At 65.6% G+C, this 23729-nt stretch carries 20 protein-coding genes and 7 tRNA genes; 9 read left to right on the top strand and 18 right to left on the bottom strand.

Annotated elements, in window-relative coordinates; translation table 11 throughout:
• Positions 1 to 44 precede the first annotated feature (44 nt).
• Complete coding sequence (gene radA / locus G5S35_RS06405) at positions 45 to 1421, bottom strand: DNA repair protein RadA (RefSeq protein ID WP_065060360.1); 1377 nt, start codon at positions 1419 to 1421, stop codon at positions 45 to 47.
• Between the two features lie 65 nt (positions 1422 to 1486).
• Entirely contained in the window at positions 1487 to 2557 is a 1071-nt protein-coding gene (alr, locus tag G5S35_RS06400; protein WP_074984489.1) for an alanine racemase, read from the bottom strand.
• 218 nt (positions 2558 to 2775) lie between these two features.
• Between alr and lplT the strand changes: the two genes are divergently transcribed.
• Entirely contained in the window at positions 2776 to 4086 is a 1311-nt protein-coding gene (gene lplT / locus G5S35_RS06395; RefSeq protein ID WP_065060185.1) for a lysophospholipid transporter LplT, read from the top strand.
• Between the two features lie 111 nt (positions 4087 to 4197).
• Entirely contained in the window at positions 4198 to 5004 is an 807-nt protein-coding gene (thiD, locus tag G5S35_RS06390; protein ID WP_110328545.1) for a bifunctional hydroxymethylpyrimidine kinase/phosphomethylpyrimidine kinase, read from the top strand.
• A 7-nt stretch (positions 5005 to 5011) separates the two neighbouring features.
• Here the strand turns inward: thiD and G5S35_RS06385 are convergent, their stop codons facing one another.
• Genes G5S35_RS06385 through tsaB form a run of 4 tightly spaced genes read right to left on the bottom strand, consistent with a single transcriptional unit; the run spans position 5012 to position 8475 of the window.
• Positions 5012 to 6208, bottom strand: coding sequence for a DUF1853 family protein (locus G5S35_RS06385; protein ID WP_237181352.1), 1197 nt, complete (start codon positions 6206 to 6208; stop codon positions 5012 to 5014).
• Positions 6205 to 7191, bottom strand: coding sequence for a uracil-DNA glycosylase (locus G5S35_RS06380; RefSeq protein WP_183038747.1), 987 nt, complete (start codon positions 7189 to 7191; stop codon positions 6205 to 6207). The genes G5S35_RS06385 and G5S35_RS06380 overlap by 4 nt, the downstream gene beginning before the upstream one ends.
• Positions 7178 to 7672 (bottom strand): ribosomal protein S18-alanine N-acetyltransferase, encoded by a 495-nt coding sequence (gene rimI / locus G5S35_RS06375; RefSeq protein WP_065060188.1) that lies wholly within the window; start codon positions 7670 to 7672, stop codon positions 7178 to 7180. The genes G5S35_RS06380 and rimI overlap by 14 nt, the downstream gene beginning before the upstream one ends.
• Entirely contained in the window at positions 7669 to 8475 is an 807-nt protein-coding gene (gene tsaB / locus G5S35_RS06370) for a tRNA (adenosine(37)-N6)-threonylcarbamoyltransferase complex dimerization subunit type 1 TsaB (protein ID WP_074984484.1), read from the bottom strand. The genes rimI and tsaB overlap by 4 nt, the downstream gene beginning before the upstream one ends.
• Positions 8476 to 8648: 173 nt before the next feature.
• Between tsaB and G5S35_RS06365 the strand changes: the two genes are divergently transcribed.
• The 3 genes from G5S35_RS06365 (at position 8649) to aceA (ending at position 12874) form a co-directional block, all read left to right on the top strand.
• Positions 8649 to 8918 carry an acyl-CoA-binding protein gene (locus G5S35_RS06365; RefSeq protein WP_183038746.1) on the top strand — a complete coding sequence of 90 codons (270 nt, stop codon included), beginning with the start codon at positions 8649 to 8651 and terminating at the stop codon, positions 8916 to 8918.
• Positions 8919 to 9411: 493 nt separating this feature from the next.
• A complete protein-coding gene (locus G5S35_RS06360; RefSeq protein ID WP_110328471.1) occupies positions 9412 to 11145 on the top strand; it encodes a DEAD/DEAH box helicase in 1734 nt (577 codons plus the stop codon).
• A 421-nt stretch (positions 11146 to 11566) separates the two neighbouring features.
• Positions 11567 to 12874, top strand: a complete 1308-nt coding sequence (gene aceA, locus G5S35_RS06355; RefSeq protein WP_065060192.1) for an isocitrate lyase — start codon at positions 11567 to 11569, stop codon at positions 12872 to 12874.
• Between the two features lie 129 nt (positions 12875 to 13003).
• On the opposite strand, the gene G5S35_RS06350 is transcribed toward aceA, so the two are convergent.
• Positions 13004 to 13453, bottom strand: a complete 450-nt coding sequence (locus G5S35_RS06350; RefSeq protein ID WP_183038816.1) for a universal stress protein — start codon at positions 13451 to 13453, stop codon at positions 13004 to 13006.
• Positions 13454 to 13650: 197 nt separating this feature from the next.
• A complete protein-coding gene (locus G5S35_RS06345; protein ID WP_183038745.1) occupies positions 13651 to 14559 on the bottom strand; it encodes a LysR family transcriptional regulator in 909 nt (302 codons plus the stop codon).
• A gap of 168 nt (positions 14560 to 14727) precedes the next feature.
• Here G5S35_RS06345 and G5S35_RS06340 point away from each other — a divergent pair, with 168 nt between their 5' ends.
• Together G5S35_RS06340 and aceB are read left to right on the top strand one after the other, a co-directional pair.
• Positions 14728 to 15492, top strand: a complete 765-nt coding sequence (locus G5S35_RS06340; protein ID WP_065060194.1) for a haloacid dehalogenase type II — start codon at positions 14728 to 14730, stop codon at positions 15490 to 15492.
• A 71-nt stretch (positions 15493 to 15563) separates the two neighbouring features.
• A complete protein-coding gene (gene aceB / locus G5S35_RS06335) occupies positions 15564 to 17156 on the top strand; it encodes a malate synthase A (protein WP_074984478.1) in 1593 nt (530 codons plus the stop codon).
• A gap of 120 nt (positions 17157 to 17276) precedes the next feature.
• Here aceB and G5S35_RS06330 read toward each other — a convergent pair whose 3' ends face one another.
• A complete protein-coding gene (locus G5S35_RS06330) occupies positions 17277 to 17705 on the bottom strand; it encodes a gamma-glutamylcyclotransferase family protein (protein ID WP_183038744.1) in 429 nt (142 codons plus the stop codon).
• A gap of 196 nt (positions 17706 to 17901) precedes the next feature.
• Between G5S35_RS06330 and G5S35_RS06325 the strand changes: the two genes are divergently transcribed.
• Entirely contained in the window at positions 17902 to 18795 is an 894-nt protein-coding gene (locus G5S35_RS06325; protein WP_074984475.1) for an AraC family transcriptional regulator, read from the top strand.
• Between the two features lie 7 nt (positions 18796 to 18802).
• Here the strand turns inward: G5S35_RS06325 and G5S35_RS06320 are convergent, their stop codons facing one another.
• The 9 genes from G5S35_RS06320 to gltX form a co-directional block, all read right to left on the bottom strand.
• Positions 18803 to 19267, bottom strand: a complete 465-nt coding sequence (locus G5S35_RS06320) for a GNAT family N-acetyltransferase (RefSeq protein WP_065060198.1) — start codon at positions 19265 to 19267, stop codon at positions 18803 to 18805.
• 232 nt (positions 19268 to 19499) lie between these two features.
• Positions 19500 to 19576: transfer RNA gene (locus tag G5S35_RS06315), tRNA-Asp, on the bottom strand.
• An 87-nt stretch (positions 19577 to 19663) separates the two neighbouring features.
• Positions 19664 to 19739 (bottom strand) — tRNA-Glu (locus tag G5S35_RS06310).
• A gap of 56 nt (positions 19740 to 19795) precedes the next feature.
• Positions 19796 to 19872 (bottom strand) — tRNA-Asp (locus G5S35_RS06305).
• Positions 19873 to 19959: 87 nt separating this feature from the next.
• Positions 19960 to 20035: transfer RNA gene (locus G5S35_RS06300), tRNA-Glu, on the bottom strand.
• Between the two features lie 69 nt (positions 20036 to 20104).
• Positions 20105 to 20181, bottom strand: a tRNA-Asp gene (locus G5S35_RS06295).
• 75 nt (positions 20182 to 20256) lie between these two features.
• A tRNA-Glu gene (locus G5S35_RS06290) sits at positions 20257 to 20332 on the bottom strand.
• Positions 20333 to 20421: 89 nt separating this feature from the next.
• A tRNA-Ala gene (locus G5S35_RS06285) sits at positions 20422 to 20497 on the bottom strand.
• Positions 20498 to 20791: 294 nt separating this feature from the next.
• Complete coding sequence (gene gltX, locus G5S35_RS06280; protein WP_065060199.1) at positions 20792 to 22213, bottom strand: glutamate--tRNA ligase; 1422 nt, start codon at positions 22211 to 22213, stop codon at positions 20792 to 20794.
• Between the two features lie 338 nt (positions 22214 to 22551).
• Here gltX and G5S35_RS06275 point away from each other — a divergent pair, with 338 nt between their 5' ends.
• Positions 22552 to 23682 (top strand): patatin-like phospholipase family protein, encoded by a 1131-nt coding sequence (locus G5S35_RS06275; RefSeq protein WP_373681674.1) that lies wholly within the window; start codon positions 22552 to 22554, stop codon positions 23680 to 23682.
• Positions 23683 to 23729 lie beyond the last annotated feature (47 nt).

The raw sequence follows: 23729 nt of genomic DNA, 5'->3' as shown, positions 1-23729 counted from the left end.
TGTTACCAATGATTACGCGACAGACCATGCCTGTCGCATCGATATCACTCCAGTTCGCGCACCCGGTCGATCGCCTCCTCAATACGCTCGACCGCGATCACGTTGAGTCCCTCGATCGGCTGCTTCGGCGCATTGGCGCGCGGAATCAGCGCGCAGGTGAAACCGAGCTTCGCCGCTTCCTTCAGACGATCCTGGCCGCGTGGCGAGGGCCGGATCTCGCCCGCCAGGCCCACTTCGCCGAAAACGATCAGACCCTTGGGCAACGCCTTGTTACGCATCGACGAATGAATCGAAAGCAGCACGGCGAGGTCGGCGGCCGGTTCGGTGATCTTCACGCCGCCCACCGCGTTCAGGAACACGTCCTGGTCGAAACAGCCGATGCCCGCGTGACGATGCAGCACCGCCAGCAGCAGCGCGAGCCGGTTCTGCTCGAGCCCGACCGCGAGTCGGCGCGGATTCGGCACCTGCGCCGTGTCGACGAGCGCCTGCACTTCCACGAGCAGCGGCCGCGACCCTTCCTGCGTCACCATCACGCACGAACCCGGCACGCTCTGCTCGTGTTGCGACAGAAACAGTGCGGAAGGATTGGCAACGCCGCGCAGGCCGCGCTCGGTCATCGCGAACACGCCCAGTTCGTTGACCGCGCCGAACCGGTTCTTGAACGCGCGCACCAGACGGAACGACGAGTGCGTGTCGCCCTCGAAGTACAGCACCGTATCGACGATGTGTTCCAGCACGCGCGGGCCCGCGAGGTTGCCCTCCTTCGTCACGTGGCCGACCATGATGATCGACGTGCCCGACTGCTTGGCGATGCGCGTGAGCTGCGCCGCGCACTCGCGCACCTGCGCGACCGAGCCGGGCGCGGACGTCAGCGCTTCGGAATAGATCGTCTGGATGGAGTCGATGACGGCAACGTCGGGCTTCTCTGCCTCGATGGTCGCCTGGATCTTTTCGAGCTGGATTTCGGCGAGCAGTTGCAGCTCGCTCATCTTCGAGCCCTTTTCGAGCAGACCGAGACGTTGCGCGCGCAATGCAATCTGCGCCGCCGATTCCTCGCCGCTCACATAGAGCGCGCGGCGGTCGGCCGCGATTTCGGCGAGCGATTGCAGCAGCAACGTCGATTTGCCGATGCCCGGATCGCCGCCGATCAGCACCACGCCGCCCGCGACCAGGCCGCCGCCCAGCACGCGGTCGAATTCGCCCACGCCGGACGTGAAGCGCGGCACGTCGGACGCCTCGATATCGGCCAGACGGCGCACCGGCGCGCTCTTCGCGAGCGCCTGATAACGGTGATTGCCCGCGGGCTCCGCGACGCTTTCCACCAGCGTGTTCCACGCGCTGCACGCGGGGCACTGTCCTTGCCATTTCGGCGCCTGTCCGCCGCATTCGGTGCAGATATAGAGCGTCTTAACCTTCGCCATGCTTTTCGCCATACCGCCTTTGTTTCTGGTGTCGTTGTCCTGTCCCGCTTCCCCAGGCGCCCCGCTTACTCCGCGCGCACCGGCACGCGCGGCGCGACCGCGCACATCAGCTCGTAACCGATCGTGCCGCACGCGGCGGCCACCTCGTCGATCGGCAGATTCGCGCCCCACAGCTCGACGCGCGTGCCCATGCCCGCGCCCGGCACCGGCGTGAGATCGACGGTCAGCATGTCCATGGAGACGCGGCCGACGACCCGCGTGCGCACGCCGTCGACGATCACCGGCGTGCCCTCGGGCGCGACGCGCGGATAGCCGTCCGCGTAACCGCACGCCACCACGCCGATGCGCATGGGCTTGCGCGCCGTGAAGGTCGAGCCGTAGCCGACGGTCTGGCCTTCGGCAACGTTCTGGGTGGCGATCAATTCGGATGCGAGCGTCATCGCCGGTTGCAGGCCGGTGCCGTCGAGCGCCGACGCCTCGCCCGAAGGCGACGCGCCGTACAGCACGATGCCCGGCCGCACCCAGTCGAAATGCGACTCCGGATGCCAGAGCGTGGCCGCCGAATTCGCGAGACTGCGCGCGCCCGCGATCCCCTGCGCGCCACGCTCGAACGCCGCCATCGCCTCGCCGATGCCGCGCGGCGTGTCGGCGTCCGCGAAATGCGTCATCAGCGTGATCTGACCGATGCCGGCCGCCGCCCGCGCGCGCTCCCATGCGGCGCGGTATTTCTCGGGCGTGTAGCCGAGCCGGTTCATACCGCTATTCATCTTGAGCTGCACGTTCACGGGCTTCGAGAGACGCGCCATTTCGAGCATGCGCATCTGCTCGTCGCAGTGGACGACGGTCGAGAGGCTGTAACGGTCGATCACGTCGATGTCGGTCGGCCGGAAAAAGCCTTCGAGCAGCAGGATCGGCCCCGCCCAGCCGAGTTCGCGCAGCTTCACGGCCTCTTCGAGGTCGAGCAGGCCGAAACCGTCGGTGGCGCGCAGTCCGGGGAACGCCCGCGCAAGCCCGTGCCCGTAGGCATTGGCCTTGACCACGGCCCAGATTTTCGACTTCGGCGCGTATTTCCGGACGACGGAGAGATTATTGGCGAGTGCGGCGGTGTGAATCGTGGCTGAGAGGGGGCGAGGCATGGGAGATTTTCGTAAAGACGCTTTCGAATCAGGAGCTTACAGGGTGTTTTCAGCGCCCGGCAGGCCCGCCTGCTGGGCGGTCAAGGAATGTGCTAGTCCGAATGCAGCTATTTTCGTGATATAAAGCCCTGCGCACAACCCATTTCGAACGTAATAAGCCCGGATGCCTCCCACCCGTCCGGGGCGGACGGACCGCAGCGAGGACAGCATCGCATCAGATGAAAAAAGGCTTTTACACCATCATGGCCGCGCAGTTTTTTTCGTCGTTGGCCGACAATGCGCTCCTGATCGCTGCGATTGCACTGCTGAAAGACCTCCACGCCCCGAACTGGATGACGCCGCTGCTCAAGCTGTTCTTCGTCCTTTCCTACGTCGTTCTTGCCGCATTCGTCGGCGCCTTTGCTGATTCCCGCCCTAAGGGCAAAGTGATGTTTATCACGAACTCGATCAAGGTCGTGGGCTGCGCCATGATGCTGGCCGGCACGCATCCCTTGCTCGCGTACGGCGTGGTCGGTTTCGGCGCGGCGGCGTATTCGCCGGCCAAATACGGCATTCTGACCGAGCTGCTGCCGCCCGAACGGCTCGTCGCCGCCAATGGCTGGATCGAGGGCACCACGGTCGGCTCCATCATTCTCGGCACCGTGCTCGGCGGCGCGCTGATAAGCCCGCACATCGCCGCCCACGTGATCCGCCACACGCCCGCCTCGATCAACACGCCGGCCGAAGCCGCGATGCTCGTGATCATGGCCATCTACGTGATCGCCGCCCTCTTCAATCTGCGCATTCCCGACACCGGCGCGCGCTATCCGCGCCAGCAGCATGGTCCGATCCGTCTCATCACCGATTTCGCCGACTGCTTCAACACGCTCTGGCACGACAAGCTCGGCCAGATTTCGCTCGCGGTCACGACGCTGTTCTGGGGCGCGGGCGCCACACTGCAATTCATCGTGCTGAAATGGGCCGAAGTCTCGCTCGGCATGTCGCTCTCGGAAGGCGCCGTGCTGCAGGCCGTGGTAGCCGTGGGCGTGGCCGCCGGCGCGATGATCGCGGCCGCGCGCATCCCGCTCAAGAAATCGCTTTCGGTGCTGCCAGTCGGCATTCTGATGGGCATCGCCGTCATGCTGATGGCGTTCTACACGCGCAACCTCTTTCCGCCGCATTGGGGCCTGCATATCGGCCATCTGCGCATTCCGGGCTATCTGCTGTTCGCCTATATGTTCCTGATGGTCGTGGGCGCGCTGTCGGGCTTCTTCGTCGTGCCGATGAACGCGCTGCTCCAGCATCGCGGCCACGTGCTGCTGTCCGCCGGTCATTCGATCGCCGTGCAGAATTTCAACGAGAATCTCTCGGTGCTCGTGATGCTGTGCCTCTACGCCGTGCTCGTCTGGCTCGACGTGCCGGTGACCATCGTGATCGTGCTGTTCGGCACCTTCGTCTGTCTGATGATGTGGCTCGTGATGCGGCGCCACCAGGCCAATCAGCGCGCGTTCGACTCGGTCGCGCTGATCGGCGAAAATCACGGACACTGACCGGCTGCGCCAACGCGCCGCCGTCGTCCCCTTCATCGAATTTTTCAGCGTCCGCGCGGCGGTCTTCGAGCTTTCGGAGCGATGCGCGCGCGGCGCCTTCGCGACGCTGCCATGACCTCACCGATTTCCCACGTCCTCACGATCGCCGGCTCCGATTCGGGCGGCGGCGCGGGCATCCAGGCCGACCTCAAGGCGTTCTCGGCGCTCGGCGCGTACGGCGCGAGCGTGATCACCGCGCTGACCGCGCAGAACACGCGCGGCGTGACGGCGATCCACGCACCCGACGCCGCCTTCGTGACAGCGCAACTCGACGCCGTGTTCGACGACATCCGCATCGACGCCGTGAAGATCGGCATGCTCGCCAACGCGTCGATCGTGCGTGCGGTGGCCGACGCGCTGCGCCGTCACAAGCCGCCGCGCATCGTGCTCGACACGGTCATGATCTCGAAGAGCAATCACGCGCTGCTCGCGCCCGAGGCCGTCGCGGCGCTGCGCGAGGAGTTGCTGCCGCTCGCGGACATCGTCACGCCGAATCTGCCGGAGGCGGCGGCGCTGCTCGGCATCGAAGCGGCCACCGATGAAGCCGCGATGGTCGAACAAGGCGAGCGTCTGCGTGCGCTCGGCGCGCAGGCCGTGCTGATGAAAGGCGGCCACCTCGGCGGCGACGACAGCCCCGACTGGCTGATCGAAGCCGGCGGCACGCTGCGTCTGGGCGGCCCGCGCGTGCCGGTGACGAACACGCACGGCACGGGCTGCACGCTGTCTTCCGCGATTGCCGCGCTGTGGCCGCAGAACGCGACGCTCGCGGACGCCGTCGCGCAGGCGAAGACTTATCTCACCGGCGCGCTGGAAGCGAGCGACCGGCTCCATGTCGGGCACGGCGTGGGCCCGGTGCATCACTTCTGGCGTTGGTGGTAGGCGCGGGTTATTGCCGCGCGAAGGCGCTCGCCCGCTCGGGCCAGTCGTCGGGGACGATGAAACCGCGCGAGTGCTCGATATAGCCGCCGACGCCATCGGCGACGAACGCAGCGACCATCACCGGATCGTGCTTGCGCAGCAGATTCGCGAACAGCGTCGCGGAATCGGTCGGGCGCGCGACGGCGAGACGGTTTAAAAATCCGTCAGCCTGCGTGGCGCGCTTGATAGACATTTCGTCCGCCGATCCGGCTGCCAGCCTTTCGTGGACGCCTGACCCACCACCACTTGCTGCCGCATCGCCGGATTGGCCGTTAGTTGCAATCTCTGGACGATCGCGTTCCGCGAGCTCACGCGCGTCAAGGTGGCGCGGCGCAAGCCACGCGAGACGCGGCAGGACACTCCAGCCATCCGCGCCGTGACGCGCCGCGAAATCGGCCCAATCGGCGTGCGTGACCCACCAGCCGCGCCCATGCGCCGCCGCCACTTCCGGCGCATTCGTCGCGGCATGATCCGCGTGCGGATCGGCGCGATAGAACAGCCAGCCCTTCACGAACATCTGCGCGAGCCAGGGCCCAACCAGGCCGAGCGCCGCGAATTCCTCGCGCTGCGTCAGCCGCAATTGATGGTCGAGCAAATGCGCGAATTTCCAGTCGAAGCGATCGCGCAAATTCGGCCCGACGAAATCCGCGAGACGGCCCTCGTGAGGCTCATCGGCGCCCGCATGGAGATAGCACTTCACCGCCAGTTCCCAATGCAGCTTTTGGCCATCGGCGGTCTCGACGAGAAAATCGCATTCGCCCAGCGTGCGTCCTGCGTGACGCAGCGGCAGACCGGCGGCGACGAGTCGCGGCGCGGGACCGAGCGTCAGCCACGCGCCAAGCAGCGCTTCCGCATAACGGCCGAGGCGGGTGAGATTCGCCGCTTCGAGCATTGCGTGCAGCGGCGCCGGATCGCGATCGAGTTGAGCGAGCCAACCGGCGACGGCATGGGCCGACGTCGAATCGGCGCAAGGCTGCGCGAGCGGCGCTTGCGGTTGCGGACGCAACAAGTCCGCACTCAGCAGGAGCCACGCGAGATCGCGCACGGCCGGATCGGCGTAGCAGGCCAGTGGATCGCGCGCGGCGTTCGAGGCAAGGTCGGACGCGACTTCGGTCACCGCATCGGACGCGACGAGCCCCACCCCGCCGCGCCCTTCGACGTTCATGACTCGCCGCCCGCCGCCTTGCGCCACGTGTCGCGCGCGAGGCACAGATCGGCCCACGCCTTCGATTTGTCGTGCAGGCTACGCAGCAGATACGCCGGGTGATACGTGACGATCACCGGCACGCCTTCGTACTCGTGCACGCGACCGCGCAGCGACGCGATGCTGCCGTCGGTCTTGAGCAGGCTCTGCGCCGCGAAACGTCCGAGCGCGACGATGATCTTCGGCTTCACAAGCGCGACCTGGCGCTGCAGATACGGCTCGCAGCGCGCGACTTCGTCCGGTTCGGGATTGCGGTTGCCGGGCGGGCGGCACTTGATGACGTTGGCGATATAGACGTTTTCGCCGCGCGCGAGCGTCAGCGCATGGAGCATGTTGTCGAGCAGCTTGCCCGCCTGGCCGACGAACGGCTCGCCCTGGCGGTCTTCGTTTTCGCCGGGCGCTTCGCCGATCAGCATCCAGTCGGCTTCGCGGTCGCCCACGCCAAAGACGGTGTTGGTGCGCTTTTCGCACAGGCGGCAGCGCTCGCACGACTTGACGCGCTCGGCGAGCGCGTCCCAGTCGAGCGTCGCGATGTCGTCGCGCGGCGCGCGCGCGGGCGCGTCGATGTCTTGCGGCAGCACCGGCTCGGCGACCGAATCGAACCACGCGAAATCGTCGTCGGTGAACGGCGGCGGCTCGTCGGCATCCGGTTGGGCGCGCTTCGCTTCGGACGGCGCCGGTCGACGTGACTCGGGTGACGGCGAGGCAGCGCCCGGCTCGCGCTGCGGCGTGCGCGCCGGCGTCGGTGCTTCGGCTTGCGACGGCGCGCTGGCGCGCGCCACGACAGCCTCGACCGACGGCGCAACCTCCGTCACATGGCTGGCAACGCCAGTGCCGACGCTAACGGCCTCGACCGCCACGCTTTCCACGGCCGCCGCCGCACCCTTGCGCACCCAGCGCGGCGCGAGTCCCAGCTCCTCGAGCGCGTATTCATCGAGCGCCATCCGCGCCCTCCTCTGCAAAAGTCAGACGCATCACCATCGCGTCCTCGCGCGTGTGGTGACGCGCCGGATAGTAGTTCTTGCGCCGCCCGACGGTCACGAAACCAAACTGCTCGTACAGCCGGATCGCCCGATGATTCGACGGCCGCACTTCGAGCAGCAGGCCTTCGAGCCCCTGCGCGCGCGACATCCGCACGCCTTCGCGCAACAGCGCGAGCCCGGCGCCCGCGCCCTGCGCCGCCGGCGCGACGCACAGATTGAGCAGATGCATCTCGTCGACCACCGGCATCAGCACGCAATAGCCGATCAGCGTGCCGGTCACATGACGCATGCAGATGCCGTAGTAGCCGTTGCGCAGCGAGTCCTCGAAATTGCCACGCGACCACGGAAATTCGTAGGCGTTCTTTTCGATGACCACGACCTCGTCGAGATCGCTTTCGGTCATCTGGGACAGATAGCGGTCGGTCATCAGCACACCGCTCATCGTCCCTCCCCGGACGCGGCCGATTTGGCGGCGAGGCGCTCGGCCGTGGTCTGAGCGACCTTGTTGCGGATGTACTCGGGCGCGGCCTGGTCGGCGGGCACCGTGCGGCCGGCGCGGAACGCACGCAGCGCGGCATGCGCAAGCGGCACGGCGTGCGGCAGCGCCTCGGCGTCGATCACGCGTGCGGCCGCCGCGGCGCTCAGGCGCGTACCGAAGGCCGCCGCCGCGTTACCCGCGAGCGTGAACGGCGTGTCGGGCGCGACGACGGCTTCGGGTGCATCGAGCGAAGCGGCGTGCACGGTCGTCCATTCGCCCGTCGCCGCGTCCCACGCGTAGTCGGCCCAATAGGCTTCGTCCATGCGCGCGTCGAGCGCCGCCAGCACGCGCGTCGCCGACGCGTCGCGCAGCCGCGCGCTTTCCGCGCAGACGAGCAGCGTGCTGACCGGCACGACCGGAATATCGAGGCCGAACGCGAGGCCTTGCGCCACGCCCGTGGCGGTGCGCAAGCCCGTGAAGGAGCCGGGGCCCGCGCCGAACGCGATCGCGTCGCAATCGGCGAGCGTAAGGCCGGCTTCGGCGAGCACTTCGCCGATGGCAGGCAGCAGGCGCGTGCTGGAGACAGCGCCCGTGGCTTCATGTCGCACCCAGACGCGCGAAGAGGTCGGTTTCTGAGCGGCATCCTCAGCGGCATCCTGAGCGGAGCCCGGGGCAGATGCACCGCCCGCGGATGCGGCGGCGCGAAGCAGCGCGACCGAACAGAATTCGGTCGACGTATCGATGGCAAGCAGCACGGTTTCAGTCATGACCGCTATTGTAATGCGGCGCCCTCGCCCAGTCGCCGCCCAGGCATGCGCGCTGCGCGCCGCGCTCACCGTCGGCGAGAGTCCTTCTAGAGTGGAGGAATCGTTCCAGCCCCATGCCAGACGACGCTGCTACCATCGTCGGACTCGATCGAATTCAAGTGGAGGAAACAGCAATGAGCGATATCAACGCCCAGTTCGCGCAGGCGCAGGAAGACGTGCAGAAGCTGTCGGAGCGTCCGGGCAACCTGACGTTGCTGCGTCTGTACGCGCTGTACAAGCAGGCGAGCGAAGGCGACGTGCACGGCGACAAGCCGGGCTTCACCGACATCGTCGGCAAATACAAGTACGAGGCGTGGGCCGCGCTGCAAGGCACGGCGCAGGACACGGCGAAGACGCAGTATGTAGAACTGGTCGAGTCGCTCAAGAGCGGCGCGGCGAGCTAAGCCCGGCTTCGCACCGGTCGGCGCGGCACGCCCAGCCGCGCCTCGCCCGAATTTCCCCTCCGCGAACTCGCCGCGAACTCGCCGCGATCTCGCCGCGATCCCCCGCCGTTCCCACCCTCTTTTGCGCCGATCCGCGTGCAACTATCCGCGCACCGCAAATCGTTTGCGCTCGCGCTGGCGCGCTGCAACAAAACGAGATATAATCCACGCTGCGTTGCGCTCCGGTCGCCATTGCGATCAGCCCAACGCCACGTAGCGTTAAGCTCCAATCCAGTTTAGAACCTGTCCCTCCCTGCCGTGGCCCTGCTTTCGGGCCGTCAAGTATCAGGCTGGCGGTTGGCCAATCCGGGCTGAGCCGCACCCAAAACAGCTTCTAACGAAAATCCGCCCCCGTGTGCGGATTGCCCCCGTTTTTCGATTTGTTTGCACAATCCGACGACTTGGGTATGCCGATTGGCGCCGACGTTCTATTTCCTGTGTACCAAGGATTTTCATGACTTCGAGCAATACCCAAAGCCCCCTCGACGCGATCGCCAACGACGCCCTCGGCCTCGAGCAGCCTGTCGCCGCCGCCGCTGAAGGCGTCGCGCCTGCTGCCGACACGCCGGCAGGTCCGACGTTCGAGTCGCTCGGTCTGTCGCCGGAGATTGTCTCCGCGCTGACCGCAGCGGGCTACAAGGCCCCGACGCCGGTTCAGGAACGCGCCATTCCTGCAGCCATCGCGGGCCGCGACCTGCTGGTCTCCAGCCCGACCGGTTCGGGCAAGACCGCAGCGTTCATGCTGCCTGCCATCGAGCGCTTCGCTCAGATCCAGAAAGCACAAGCCGCGCAACCGCGCGAGCCGCGTCCGCAAGGCGCGAACGGCCAGCAAGCCGATCGCCGCCCGCAACGCCGTCCGCAGCCGGTGGCACGCCCCGGCCTGCTCGTCCTCACGCCGACGCGCGAACTCGCCATGCAGGTGACGACGGCCGCTTCGACGTACGGCAAGCACCTGCGCCGCCTGCGCACCGTCAGCATTCTCGGCGGCGTGGCCTACGGCCAGCAGCTGATGCTGCTCGCCAAGAACCCCGAAATTCTCGTGGCAACGCCGGGCCGTCTGCTCGACCACCTCGAGCGCGGCCGTATCGACCTGTCCGAGCTGAAGATGCTCGTGCTCGACGAAGCTGACCGCATGCTGGACATGGGCTTCATCGACGACATCGACACGATCGTGGCCGCCACGCCCGAAACGCGTCAAACGATGCTGTTCTCGGCCACGCTCGACGGCAAGATCGCCTCGATCACCGGCCGCCTCTTGAAGGATCCGGAGCGTATCGAGATCGTCCGCAAGATCGAAGCGAGCTCGAACATCGCCCAGACCGTGCATTACGTCGACGACCGCGATCACAAGGATCGTCTGCTCGACCACCTGCTGCGCGACGAAAAGCTCGACCAGGCCGTCGTGTTCACGGCCACCAAGATGGACGCCGACCAGCTCGCCGGCAAGCTGGCCGACGCCGGCTTCGAAACCGCCGCGCTGCATGGCGACCTGCCGCAAGGCGCACGTAACCGCACGATCCGCGCGCTGCGCGAGCGTCGCGTGCGCGTGCTGGTCGCGACCGACGTCGCCGCACGCGGTATCGACATCCCGGGCATCACGCACGTCTTCAACTACGACCTGCCGAAGTTCGCGGAAGACTACGTTCACCGTATCGGCCGTACGGGCCGCGCGGGCCGTTCGGGCACCGCGGTGAGCCTCGTGCACCACGCCGAGCAAGGCGCGCTCAAGCGCATCGAACGCTTCGTGCGCGGCACGCTGCCGGTCAACGTCGTCGAAGGCTTCGAGCCGCGCAAGGCACCGCCGGCTAACCGTGGCGGCTTCGGCGGTCGCGGCCGTCCGGGCGGCGGCAACGGCGGCGGCCGTCGCTTCGGCGGCAAGCCGGGTGGCGGCTACGGCAACAACCGTGGCGGCTACGGCGGCAATGCCGGCGGCAACGGCGGTGGCAATGGCGAGCGCAGCTTCGGCGATCGTCCGCAAGGCGACCGCAACGGCAACAGCTGGGGCAACAAGTCGGATTCGCGCGGCGGCTACGGCCAGCGTGAAGGCGGCTACGGCGCCTCGCGTCGCGAAGGCGGCGATCGTGGCGGCTACAGCCAGCCGCGCGGCGACGGCTACGGCCGTTCGCGCGAAGGCTTCGGCGGCGGCCGTCGTGACGGCGGCCCGCGTGGCGCGCGTCGCGACAGCTAAACCACGCTGAAAACGGCACCGGGCGGCGATTCACAACCGCCCGGCGTCCGCAGCCCCAAAAAAGACCGGTGCTTCGTCACCGGTCTTTTTTTGCCCGCACGCTGGATTTCACGATATGAAAAAAATTTTTGCTCCGTAAAATCGCGTGCTGCGTGGCACAAACCGGGCCATTGCGAGATGGAAAATCGCATTCCTCATCGCGAAATAAACACAATAAATCATTGATTTAATTGGATTAAAAATCCATAAAAATCCTCATTGCCGCCCTGTTGCGGGGTGATCGATTTGCCTAGACTCTTATATAAGAGTTCGCGAAACAAAACGCCTCCGTCCCCACAACGAGACACAAGCTTCGCGAAGTTCACCGGTTTAGTCGTTCCGATCAGCGGTTCATCTATCAGGTCAACAGAAGGAGCCCACCATGTCGACGCGTCAACAGCAAGCCGAGCAACTCCAGCAGCAATGGGACACGGATCCGCGCTGGAAAGGCATCAAGCGCAACTACACGGCCGACGACGTGGTGCGCCTGCGCGGATCGATCCAGCCCGAGCACACGCTCGCGAAGCAAGGCGCGGAAAAGCTCTGGAAAGGCGTGAACACCGAGCCGTTCATCAACGCGCTGGGCGCGCTCACCGGCAACCAGGCGATGCAACAGGTCAAGGCCGGCCTCAAGGCGATCTATCTGTCGGGCTGGCAGGTCGCGGGCGACGCGAACCTCGCGGGCGAGATGTATCCGGACCAGTCGCTCTACCCGGCCAACTCGGTGCCGCAGGTGGTCAAGCGCATCAACAACACGCTCACGCGCGCCGACCAGATCCAGTGGTCGGAAGGCAAGAATCCGGGCGACGAAGGCTATACCGACTTCTTCCAGCCGATCGTGGCCGACGCCGAAGCGGGCTTCGGCGGTGTGCTGAACGCGTTCGAACTGATGAAAGCGATGATCGAAGCCGGTGCCGCGGGCGTGCACTTCGAAGACCAGCTCGCCTCGGTCAAGAAGTGCGGCCACATGGGCGGCAAGGTGCTCGTGCCGACGCGCGAAAACGTCGCCAAGCTGACGGCCGCGCGTCTGGCCGCCGACGTCTGCGGCGTGCCGACCGTGCTGCTCGCCCGCACCGACGCCGAAGCCGCCGACCTCGTCACCTCGGATATCGACGACAACGACAAGCCGTTCCTTACCGGCGAGCGCACGGTGGAAGGCTTCTTCCGCACCCGCAACGGCCTCGAACAGTCGATCTCGCGCGGCCTCGCCTACGCGCCGTATGCCGACATGATCTGGTGCGAGACGGGCAAGCCGGATCTCGCGTTCGCCAAGCAGTTCGCCGAAGCGATCCACAAGGAATTCCCGGGCAAGCTGCTTTCGTACAACTGCTCGCCGTCGTTCAACTGGAAGAAGAATCTCGACGACGCGACGATCGCCAAGTTCCAGCGCGAGCTGGGCGCGATGGGCTACAAGTTCCAGTTCATCACGCTCGCGGGCTTCCACTCGCTGAACTACTCGATGTTCAACCTCGCGCACGGCTATGCGCGTCAGAACATGAGCGCGTTCGTGGAACTCCAGCAGGCCGAGTTCGCCGCGGCCGAGAAGGGCTTCACCGCCGTGAAGCATCAACGCGAAGTGGGCACGGGCTACTTCGACGCCGTGACGCAGACGGTCGAGCGCAACGCGTCGACCACGGCGTTGCACGGTTCGACGGAAGACGAGCAGTTTTTCGATAAAAAGGTGGCGTAAGACCACCGTTGGCGCGGGTTGGGGAACCCTCGCCCGTTCAGGCGCCGTCCGCACGGCGCGGCGGCCGGCATGTGAACCTTGGCGGGGCATGCCGGCCACCGCCACCGCCGGACGCGCGCCGGACGCTTTTCACCGATAGACGATCACCGGAATCTTCGTATGACTGAGCACACGTTGGGTTTCGCTGCCGATCAAAAGGCTGCCCAGACCGCGACGTCCATGCGAGGCCATGAAAATCACGTCGCAGCCCCGGTTTTCGGCGGCTTCGATAATGCCCAGATAAGGCGAAGGATGCACGCTGGTGCAGCTGTCGCACGCCACGCCCACGCTGTGCGCCGCCTCCTCGACTGCCTGCAGATGCGTGCGCGCCTCTCGCTCACTGCGCGTCTGGAAGTCGCCGGGAAGTTCGATGGCGATGTCGCCGGCGATGTTGCCAGGATACGGCGAGTACGGATACTGCGGCATGCAGGCGTAGGCCGTGACGTGCGCGCCCCGCGTCCGTGCGAGTGCAATCGCGCCGTCGATCGCCTTTTTCGACAGATCCGTGCCGTCGGTCGGAACGAGGATGTGCTTGAACATGACGCCCTCCGTGTTCGTCTGCGCTGCCGGCGCTTCCGGCAACGCTTCTGCCAACGCTTCTACCCAGTCTGCTGCCCGGTCTTCTGCCGATTGTAGTGCGCTAAAAAACACGCCGCGGCGGGCATGCGGGCATCTCCGCATATCGGCAACACCCACGTCAGGCCGCGCGTCGAGCGAATGTCGCGGGACGGATCGCGTCAGTCCTGACCCCAGTAACCCGGTTGACCGTACGTATGCTTGAGAAAGTCGAGAAAGAGGCGCACGCGCAACGGCAGGTGCCGGCGCTGCGGAAACACGGCATGAATGCCGATGGGCGGCGCGGCGTAGGCGTCGAGCACGCGCGCGAGCCGGCCCGCCGCAATGTCCTCGCCGACTTCCCACCACGAGCGCCACGCGAGACCGTGGCCCGCCAGACACCATTCGTGCAGCACCGCGCCATCCGAGCACTCCATCGTGCCCGCCACGCGAATCTGCACGACCTTGCCGTCCTGCTGGAACGTCCAGCCGCGCTGCTGATTCGCGCTCGCGCCGAACGCGAGGCAGTTGTGGCGCGCGAGATCGGTGAGCGTTTCGGGTTCGCCGCGCCGCGACAGATACGAGGGCGCGGCAACGACGACGCGGCGGTTTTCACCGAGCTTGAGCGAGACCAGCGACGAATCGGGCAATTCGCCCAGCCGCACGGCGCAGTCGAAGCCTTCGTTGACCAGATCGACGAGCCGGTCCGAGAGATCGAGCGTGATCGTCACGTCCGGATGCGCGACCGTGAAATCGGGCACGAGCGGCGCGACGTGACGTCGTCCGAAACCCGCTGGCGCCGACACGCGCAAATGTCCGCTCGCCTTCACGCCGCCCGCCGAGACGCTCGCCTCGGCGTTCTGCATGTCGTGGATGATGCGCTGGCAGTCCTCGAGAAACGCCGAGCCCTCGAAAGTCAGCGTGATACGCCGCGTGGTGCGCACGAACAGCTTCACGCCGAGGCGTTCCTCGAGCGCGTCGATACGGCGTCCGATGATCGCGGGCGCCACGCCTTCGGCCTGCGCGGCCGCCGAAAGACTGCCCTTCGCGGCGACGATCGCGAAGGTTTCGATCTGCTTGAATCGATCCATCTGGAGAAAAAGGGAGCCGGATTGCGCAGCGCAAATGGCTGCAAAGAAGCGAATGATCGTCAGATTAGGTGGGTAAAAGTAAAAGATCAAGTGATCAATCGCGCCTTTTTCAGCAATCCACCTCATGAATACAATTCACCTCGACCTCTGACGACGGAGTGCAAGGCTATGTCGGCCACAACGACAACTCTTTTTCCCAAGGCGGTGATCTTCGACGCGTACGGCACGCTCTTCGACGTGCATTCCGTCGTCGCCGCCGCCGAGCAGATGTTCCCGGGCCAGGGCGAAGCGCTCTCGCAGCTCTGGCGTCTCAAGCAGATCGAGTACACGCAGTTGCGCACGCTCTCGGACCCCGCCGGCGCGCGCTACAAGCCGTTCTGGGACGTCACGCTCGACGCGCTGCGCTACGCCGCGCGCCGCCTGAACCTCTCGCTCACGGGCGCGGGCGAAAAGCGTCTGATGGACGAATACGCCTGCCTGTCTGCCTTCCCCGACGTCCTGCCGGTGCTGCGCCGCCTGCGCGAAACGCGCGCCGACGGCAGCCGCACGGGTCTCGCGATCCTCTCGAACGGCAATCCGCAGATGCTCGACATTGCGGTCAAGAGCGCGGGCATGACCGGCCTGTTCGACCACGTGCTGTCCGTGGACGCCGTGCGCGCCTACAAGCCCGCGGCCGCCGCGTACGCGCTCGGCACCGCCGCGTTCGACGCGGCGCCGCGCGAGCTGGTCTTCGTGTCGTCGAACGGCTGGGACGCCGCGGGCGCCGGCTGGTTCGGCTACACCACCTTCTGGATCAACCGCCAGCGTCTGCCCGCCGAAGAACTCGGCGTCGCGCCGCACGGCACCGGCGGCGGCATGGCTGAACTGGCCGCCTTCATCGAAACCGCCGCGCCCGCCGAACGAAGCCGCCCCCGCCCCAGCCCGGGCGCATGACGACATCGCTCAGCGAGCACGGATAGCAGCACACCACGCATTCACAATCTGACCGACCAAGGAGTTAGCAAATGGCGAACACGTTGCAACTGCCGCAAGGCATGCAGATCACGGCCGAGATCCAACCCGGCTTCGAACAGATCCTCACGCCCGAGGCGCTCGAACTCGTCGCGAAGCTGCACCGCGCCTTCGAACCGCGTCGCCAGGAACTGCTGAAGGCGCGCGTCGAGCGCACGAAGCGTCTCGACGCCGGCGAGCGTCCGGACTTCCTCGCAGAAACGAAGTCGATCCGCGAAGGCGACTGGAAAATCGCCGCGCTGCCGAAGGATCTCGAATGCCGCCGCGTGGAAATCACCGGCCCGGTCGAGCGCAAGATGATCATCAACGCGCTGAATTCGGGCGCGGATTCGTACATGACCGACTTCGAGGATTCGAACGCGCCGAACTGGGACAACCAGATCACCGGCCAGATCAACCTCAAGGACGCGGTGCGCCGCACGATCTCGCTCGAACAGAACGGCAAGTCGTATCAGCTCAACGACAAGACCGCCACGCTGATCGTGCGTCCGCGCGGCTGGCATCTCGACGAAAAGCACGTGACGGTCGACGGCCAGCGCGTGTCCGGCGGCATCTTCGACTTCGCGCTCTATCTGTTCCACAACGCGAAGGAACTGATCTCGCGCGGCAGCGGCCCGTACTTCTATCTGCCGAAGATGGAAAGCCACCTCGAAGCGCGCCTGTGGAACGACATCTTCGTCGCGGCGCAGGAAGGCGTGGGCGTTCCGCGCGGCACGATTCGCGCGACGGTGCTGGTCGAAACGATTCTCGCCACCTTCGAGATGGACGAAATCCTCTACGAACTGCGCGAACACAGCTCGGGCCTGAACGCCGGCCGCTGGGACTACATCTTCTCGGCGATCAAGAAGTTCAAGAAGGACGCGGACTTCTGCCTCGCGGACCGTTCGCAGATCACGATGAACGTGCCATTCATGCGCGCCTATGCGCTCGAACTGCTCAAGACCTGCCACAAGCGCAATGCGCCGGCGATTGGCGGCATGAGCGCGCTGATTCCGATCAAGAACGACGCGGCAGCGAACGACAAGGCAATGGGCGGCGTGCGCTCGGACAAGGCGCGCGACGCGGGCGACGGCTACGACGGCGGCTGGGTTGCGCATCCGGGCCTCGTGCCCATTGCGATGGAAGAGTTCGTGAAGGTGCTCGGCGACAAGCCGAACCAGATCGGCAAGCAGCGCCCCGACGTCAACGTGACGAACAAGGATCTGCTCGACTTCCGTCCGGAAGCGCCGATCACCGAAACGGGCCTGCGCAACAACATCAACGTCGGCATCCACTACCTCGGTTCGTGGCTCGCGGGCAATGGCTGCGTGCCGATCCACAACCTGATGGAAGACGCCGCGACCGCCGAAATCTCGCGCTCGCAGGTGTGGCAGTGGATCCGCTCGCCGAAGGGCAAGCTCGACGACGGCCGCAAGGTCACGGCCGAACTCGTGCGCGAACTGATCCCGCAGGAACTGGACAAGGTGAAGGGCGTGGTCGGCGGCGATACGAAGCCGTACGAGCGCGCCGCGCAGATCTTCGAACAGATGTCGACGTCGGAAGATTTCGTCGAATTCCTGACGCTGCCGCTGTACGAGGAAATCTGATCGGCTTCGCTCGTCGCTGGATGCGATGAGCCGATGCGTCGATAAAAAAGGCCCGGCGGATGGGAGTCCGCCGGGCCTTCGTGTTTTCTGCGAGTTTTTCGTGGTGCGCGAGGTGGGCGCCTAGCGCGCGCGCCGATGCTCCACCCAGTCGCCGCTCGTGATCTCGGGACGGCCCGCGACCGCGCCCGGCGCGACCGGATAGTACAGGCAGTCGACGCGCTCGCCCTGCACTTCGAGGCTCACCGCCTTCGAGACGAACAGCCCGTCGACGCCCGGATAGACCTGCTCGATTTCGTCGAGCACGGCCAGCAGCGCATCGTCGATTTCATAGACGTCGCCGACTACGCGCGCGGGTTGATCCGCCTGGATCGCCGCGTCGTCGTGCGCGGCCGCCACCATGCCCGGATACGTGCCGAAGTCGAACAGCCGACCCGACAGCGACGTGAGCCCGAGATGACGCGGACGCGCGATCGCATGGCGATCCGCGGCGAGGTTGATGTCGTTGATCTCGCCCGCGCGCAGCGTGCCGTAGACGAACACGTATTTCATGAATTCCGCTCCTTGCTCCTGATCTCCGCGTCATTATGCGATAGCCAGCATGTTTTCGGGCGACGTGGCGGGCGTGCAGAGGCGCGTTAAGCATCGATGCGCGCCGATCCGTGCACGCGCCTACAATGAGGCACTCCGTTGCCCCTGTCAGCGCCAACCCGCACAGATCAGCGCAAATCAGCATCCGCATGCCGCCATGACCGCCGACGCCACCACCTTCGACGCCACCCGCGTCAGCGACGCCCTGCCCGCCGCCTTCGCCGAGATCCCGCCCGAGTTCGCGCCGAACCTTGAGCATCCGATCCGCGTACGCTCGCGGCCGATGGCCGCCGGCGTGCGCATCTCGAAGCACACGCATGCGTGGGCGCAGCTCGCCTATGCGTCGCGTGGCGTGCTGCGCATGGCCACGCCCGGCACGACGTGGATGGTGCCGCCGTCGCGCGCGATCTGGGTGCCGCCGTACGTCACGCACGAAGTGTCCATCGTCGAGGACGCGTTCCTGCGCACGCTCTATGTCGATCAGTCGGTGATTCCCGCCGGGCTGGACGCGTGCCGCGTGGTCGAAGTCTCGGGCTTGCTGCGCGAATCGATCGCCGCCTTCGACGAACACGGCATCGCCCCGGCGCGCGAGCGTCTGCTCGGTGCGGTCGCACTCGACGAAATCACGCGCTCTGCGCCCCTGCCGCTCGCGGTGCCAATGCCCGAGGAAAAGCGCCTGCGCGCGCTCTGCGAAGCGCTGCTCGCCGATCCGGCCGGTCCAGGCTCGCTCGAATACTGGGCCGCGCACGTGGGCGCCAGCACGCGCACGATCGCGCGGCTTTTCCGGCTGGAACTGGGCGTGAGTTTTTCGCAGTGGCGTCAGCAAGCGATCCTCGCGCGCGCGATTCCGCTGCTGAATCAGGGCAAGCCGATGTCGATCGTCGCGCAGGAACTCGGCTACCAAAGCCAGAGTGCGTTCTCGGCGATGTTCCGGCGCGCGTTCGGCGAAAGCCCGCGGGCCTTTATCGCGCGCGGCACCGGCGACCGCGAGCAGGACCTCGACGAAACGCATTCCGCGAACGACGAACCACTCGAAGCGCCGGGCGACTGACGCGCGATCACACCGGGCGCGTCATGTGCCGGATCGAGCCGAGCCGCGCGAGCCGCGGTCCGGCAACGCGGTAACCCATGCGCAGATAGAGCCGCGCCGCCGGGTTATCGACGAATACACGCAACTGCAATTCGCGCAAGCCGCGCTCGCGCGCCCATTGATGCGAGATGTCGAGCAGGAACGTGCCCGCGCCGTTGCCGCGACAGCCCTCGGCGATCTGCACGTCGCGGATGTGCAGCGAATCGCCCTCCTGCGTCACGCGCAGCACGCCGATCGCCTCGCCGTCGAGTTCGAGAATGAAATTCTCCGACTCGCGGTAACTCGCGAGGAACAGATCGCCCCGCCAGATCAGATGATGCCGCTGGTAATAGCCGCCCATGTTCCGGCGCGTGAGCGACTCGGCGAACTCGAAGTCGTCCATGGTGGCGTGACGCAGCTGGAAGCGCGACGGGATGTCGTTCGGTGCGAACATGGCAGGCAAGGCGGCAATCGCGGAAATTCGGAGTTTCGACAACGCTACGATAACGCGTCGCCTCAGGCAATGGCGTTTTGTCCGTACGCCCGCACGTTTCGCGCGCAGAAATGAGCCGCAGCAACACCGTACCGGCGCCGCACCAAAGATCGGAAGAGAAAGAGAACGCGCGAACCGGAACCGGCGGCGCAAAAGAAAAAAGCCCGCTGGAACTTCCAGCGGGCTTTGATTCTGGCGGAGCGGACGGGACTCGAACCCGCGACCCCCGGCGTGACAGGCCGGTATTCTAACCAACTGAACTACCGCTCCAGTGCTGCTCTGACTACACCGGCGGGCGTTGGTTAGCTCCCGCTGGCGGCGTCGCCTTGACTGCTTGATGGCGCCGCAGAAAAACTTTGGCGTCCCCTAGGGGATTCGAACCCCTGTACTCACCGTGAAAGGGTGATGTCCTAGGCCTCTAGACGAAGGGGACAACACAGGCTTGCGCCTTGAACTACACGCTGCACGCTTGCGCGCACAACTCGAATCTGGCGGAGCGGACGGGACTCGAACCCGCGACCCCCGGCGTGACAGGCCGGTATTCTAACCAACTGAACTACCGCTCCAGTGCTGCTCTGCTACTACACCGGCGGGCGTTGGTTAGCTCCCGCTGGCGGCGTCGCCTTGCTACTTGTGGCGCCGCAGAAAAACTTTGGCGTCCCCTAGGGGATTCGAACCCCTGTACTCACCGTGAAAGGGTGATGTCCTAGGCCTCTAGACGAAGGGGACAACACAGGCTTACACCTTATCCTGCTACAACTAAAAAGCCCGCTCACGATTTCTGAACGGGCTTCTATCTGGCGGAGCGGACGGGACTCGAACCCGCGACCCCCGGCGTGACAGGCCGGTATTCTAACCAACTGAACTACCGCTCCAACGCGACAATCACAGATGGGCGTTGGTTGACTCCCACCTGCTGCCTCGCCAACCTCGTTGACGACGCTCATGTCTGGCGTCCCCTAGGGGATTCGAACCCCTGTACTCACCGTGAAAGGGTGATGTCCTAGGCCTCTAGACGAAGGGGACATGATCTTTTCAGATAATGCCTGACTACACTTTACAGCTATTCCTGCGAATCACCAGCTTTACTGCGACTGGGAAACTACCTGTTCTGATGGTGGAGGTAAGCGGGATCGAACCGCTGACCTCTTGCATGCCATGCAAGCGCTCTCCCAGCTGAGCTATACCCCCTTGCAGAACAGAAGCGAGATTTTAAACATCAATTTCGCTTTCGTCAAGAGCTTTTTGAATCTTTTTTTCATCGCTTCGGTGTTTCGGAGAAACATCGTTGCTCGATTCAAGCACTCTTTGCGTGAAACTTGCTGCTGTTTCGCGCTCCGTATTCAACGGAGCCCGAATACTACAAGAACTCTCGGCGTCGCGCTAGTGCCAGAGCGAAAAATCTTCAAAAAAAGTTCACGCCCCTGCTTTTTGCACGCCGCCGGGAGCATGCGCAATGCTCACAACAAGCCACGACAAGCCACTTCAAGCGCCCTTCGCAAGCCCTTGTTCGATACGGCTCACCACGACGTCACGGCCAAACTGCGTGAGTACGGCGTCGATTGCAGGCGTGTGCGTGGTGCCCGCAACGAACAGACGCACCGGCATCGCGAGTTGCGGCATCTTGAGCTTGTGCGTGGCGAGCGTGGCCTTGAACGCGGCCGAGATCGCTTCCTTGGTCCACTCGGCAGCCTTCAGCGCGACAGCGAGATCGGCGAGCGCCGGACTCACGGCGTCGGTGACGTGCTGCGCGAGCGCATCCGCTTCCGGCTGCGGTTCGCGATAGAACATCATCGCGCTTTCAGCGATTTCCTTGATCGTGTTCGCGCGATCCTTGAAGAGCGCGACCACGCCGTCGAGCGCCGGGCCCTTCGCGAGCGCCGCTTCGTCCACGCCGAGCGCCGCGAAGAACGGCTTCGACAGCTCCGCGAGGCGCGCGTTGTCGACTTCCTTCAGGTAGTGGTTGTTGAGCCAGTTGAGCTTGTTGTGGTCGTACTGCGCCGGCGACTTGCCCAGATGCTCCAGGTCGAACCACTCGACGAACTGCTCGCGCGTGAACACTTCCGCGTCGCCGTGCGACCAGCCGAGGCGCGCGAGATAGTTGAGCACCGCTTCCGGCAGATAACCGGCGTCGCGATATCCCATCACGCTCATCGCGCCATGGCGCTTGCTCATCTTCTCGCCCTGCTCGTTCAGCACGGTCGGCAGATGCGCGTAGACCGGCGGCTCGGCGCCGAGCGCACGCAGGATGTTGATCTGGCGCGGCGTGTTGTTCACGTGGTCGTCGCCGCGAATCACGTGCGTGATCTTCATGTCGAGGTCGTCGACGACCACGCAGAAGTTGTAGGTCGGCGTGCCGTCCGGACGCGCGATCACGAGGTCGTCGAGTTCCTCGTTCGAGATTTCCACGCGGCCTTTAACGGCGTCGTCCCAGGCGACCACGCCCGTGAGCGGATTACGGAAGCGCAGCACGGGCTGCACGCCTTCGGGGGGCACCGGCAGGACCTTGCCCGGCTCCGGACGCCACGTGCCGTCGTAGCGCGGCTTCTCGCCTGCGGCACGTTGACGTTCGCGCAGCGCGTCGAGTTCTTCCGTCGACATGTAGCACGGGTACACGAGACCCTGCTGCTGCATTTGCGCGAGCACGTCGCGATAACGGTCCATGCGCTGCATCTGGTAGAACGGGCCTTCGTCGAAATCGAGGCCGAGCCACTGCATGCCTTCGAGGATCGCGTCGACCGATTCGGACGTCGAACGCTCGACGTCGGTGTCCTCGATCCGCAGCACGAAAACGCCCTCGTTGCGGCGCGCGAACGCCCACGGATAGAGCGCGGAGCGGATGTTGCCGAGGTGGATGAAGCCGGTCGGGCTCGGCGCGAAGCGGGTACGGACGGGAGTCGTGGTCATGGGCGAATACTCGAGGACGATGCCGGCCGGCGAGCGGAAGGCGCGGCGGCGTTGCGCGAAAGGCGGACAACGTCGCGCACGCGTTCTGTCGGCGGCGCTCGGCGAAGGTTCGCGGCGCGGGCCGTGGCGGCGCGGCGGGCTCGTGGAAAAGCCCGACGGCGCACGGCGCTCACGCGAACGAAAACCGGGAAAATTAGAGACGGGATTATACCCGCCGCCAGCGGCTTCGGCCTTGCCGGGAGTGGGCGCGGCCCGCAGCCGGCAAGAACCTGACGCGATGGCGCGCCACGTCACGCCGCGTTACACGTACGAAGCGTGATCGCGTATTGCTTTGCCTTATCATGTCGGCGCGCTGGCTTCCTCGCCAGTTTCGCCCGGTCCGCAGCCGCGGTCCGCGAGAAAAAATGCGGCGCGCCCGCCACACGCTCGACGTTCCTGCCCGCGCCGCCTGGAGAAATTGCTTGAAGTCCCGTTCGAAGCCTGACCAGCACAACGATCTCGATCAGCCGCAGTCTGCGGCGCCCGCCGCCTCGCTGTCACTGAGCCGCCGCCATTTCTCGCTCGCGTCGCTCACCTCGCTCGCGGCCGCCTCCTCGGTCCTCGCCGCCTGCACGACCACGGGCACGGAGACGCCGCAGAACAAGCCGCAGGTCGCTCCACCGCCCGTCGCGCGCAATCCGCGCCCGATCCGCGTGGGTCTCGCGCTCGGCGGCGGCGCTGCGCGCGGTTTCGCGCACATTGGCGTAATCAAGGCACTCGAGGCGCGCAACATCCAGGTCGATCTGATCACCGGCACGAGCGCGGGCTCAGTGGTCGCGGCGCTCTACGCGTCGGGCCTGAACGGTTTCGCGATCAACAAGCTCGCGCTGACGATGGACGAAGCCTCGATCAGCGACTGGGCCATGCCGTTCCGCACGCGCGGCATTCTGCAAGGCATCGCGCTGCAGAACTTCCTGAACACGACGCTGCACGACCGCCCGATCGAGAAAATGGCCAAGCCGCTCGGCGTGGTCTCCACCGATTTGCAAACCGGCCAGCCGATCCTGTTCCAGCGCGGCAACACCGGCATTGCGGTGCGCGCGTCGTGCAGCATTCCGTCGATTTTCGAGCCGGTGAAGATCGGCGGCCACGAATACGTCGACGGCGGCCTCGTGAGCCCCGTGCCGGCCTCGTTCGCGAAAAAGATGGGCGCGGACTTCGTGATCGCCGTGGACATCTCGGCGCGCCCGGAAACGGCCTCGACGCTGAGCCAGTTCGACGTGCTGATGCAGACCTTCACGATCATGGGTCAGTCGATCAAGACCTACGAGCTCGAAAAGTACGCCGACGTAGTGATTCGTCCGAGCCTCAACGCGATGTCGAGCAGCGACTTCACGCAGCGCAACGCCGCGATACTCGCGGGCGAGGAAGCCGGCGCGCGCGCGGCGGCGGAAATCGAGCGCAAGCTCGCGGCGGCACGCGCGGCCTGAGCGCGCGAACCACGCGCTACATAAGCGCCCGAACGCAAAAAAGCCTG

Origin of the sequence: Paraburkholderia tropica, from assembly GCF_014171495.1 — a bacterium.
Taxonomy (GTDB): Bacteria; Pseudomonadota; Gammaproteobacteria; order Burkholderiales; family Burkholderiaceae; genus Paraburkholderia; species Paraburkholderia tropica.
The sequence above is the reverse complement of the archived record's forward strand: the minus strand, read 5'-3'. Positions and strand labels throughout refer to the sequence as shown.

Coding starts and splice junctions, on each gene's coding strand:
- tsaB (WP_074984484.1), bottom strand. CDS start 8,475: ATGACTGAAACCGTGCTGCTTGCCATCGATACGTCGACCGAATTCTGT.
- rimI (WP_065060188.1), bottom strand. CDS start 7,672: ATGAGCGGTGTGCTGATGACCGACCGCTATCTGTCCCAGATGACCGAA.
- G5S35_RS06360 (WP_110328471.1), top strand. CDS start 9,412: ATGACTTCGAGCAATACCCAAAGCCCCCTCGACGCGATCGCCAACGAC.
- G5S35_RS06330 (WP_183038744.1), bottom strand. CDS start 17,705: ATGAAATACGTGTTCGTCTACGGCACGCTGCGCGCGGGCGAGATCAAC.
- G5S35_RS06325 (WP_074984475.1), top strand. CDS start 17,902: ATGACCGCCGACGCCACCACCTTCGACGCCACCCGCGTCAGCGACGCC.
- alr (WP_074984489.1), bottom strand. CDS start 2,557: ATGCCTCGCCCCCTCTCAGCCACGATTCACACCGCCGCACTCGCCAAT.
- aceB (WP_074984478.1), top strand. CDS start 15,564: ATGGCGAACACGTTGCAACTGCCGCAAGGCATGCAGATCACGGCCGAG.
- G5S35_RS06385 (WP_237181352.1), bottom strand. CDS start 6,208: ATGAACGTCGAAGGGCGCGGCGGGGTGGGGCTCGTCGCGTCCGATGCG.
- lplT (WP_065060185.1), top strand. CDS start 2,776: ATGAAAAAAGGCTTTTACACCATCATGGCCGCGCAGTTTTTTTCGTCG.
- aceA (WP_065060192.1), top strand. CDS start 11,567: ATGTCGACGCGTCAACAGCAAGCCGAGCAACTCCAGCAGCAATGGGAC.
- G5S35_RS06380 (WP_183038747.1), bottom strand. CDS start 7,191: ATGGCGCTCGATGAATACGCGCTCGAGGAGCTGGGACTCGCGCCGCGC.
- gltX (WP_065060199.1), bottom strand. CDS start 22,213: ATGACCACGACTCCCGTCCGTACCCGCTTCGCGCCGAGCCCGACCGGC.
- G5S35_RS06345 (WP_183038745.1), bottom strand. CDS start 14,559: ATGGATCGATTCAAGCAGATCGAAACCTTCGCGATCGTCGCCGCGAAG.
- G5S35_RS06320 (WP_065060198.1), bottom strand. CDS start 19,267: ATGTTCGCACCGAACGACATCCCGTCGCGCTTCCAGCTGCGTCACGCC.
- G5S35_RS06340 (WP_065060194.1), top strand. CDS start 14,728: ATGTCGGCCACAACGACAACTCTTTTTCCCAAGGCGGTGATCTTCGAC.
- G5S35_RS06365 (WP_183038746.1), top strand. CDS start 8,649: ATGAGCGATATCAACGCCCAGTTCGCGCAGGCGCAGGAAGACGTGCAG.
- thiD (WP_110328545.1), top strand. CDS start 4,198: ATGACCTCACCGATTTCCCACGTCCTCACGATCGCCGGCTCCGATTCG.
- radA (WP_065060360.1), bottom strand. CDS start 1,421: ATGGCGAAGGTTAAGACGCTCTATATCTGCACCGAATGCGGCGGACAG.
- G5S35_RS06350 (WP_183038816.1), bottom strand. CDS start 13,453: ATGTTCAAGCACATCCTCGTTCCGACCGACGGCACGGATCTGTCGAAA.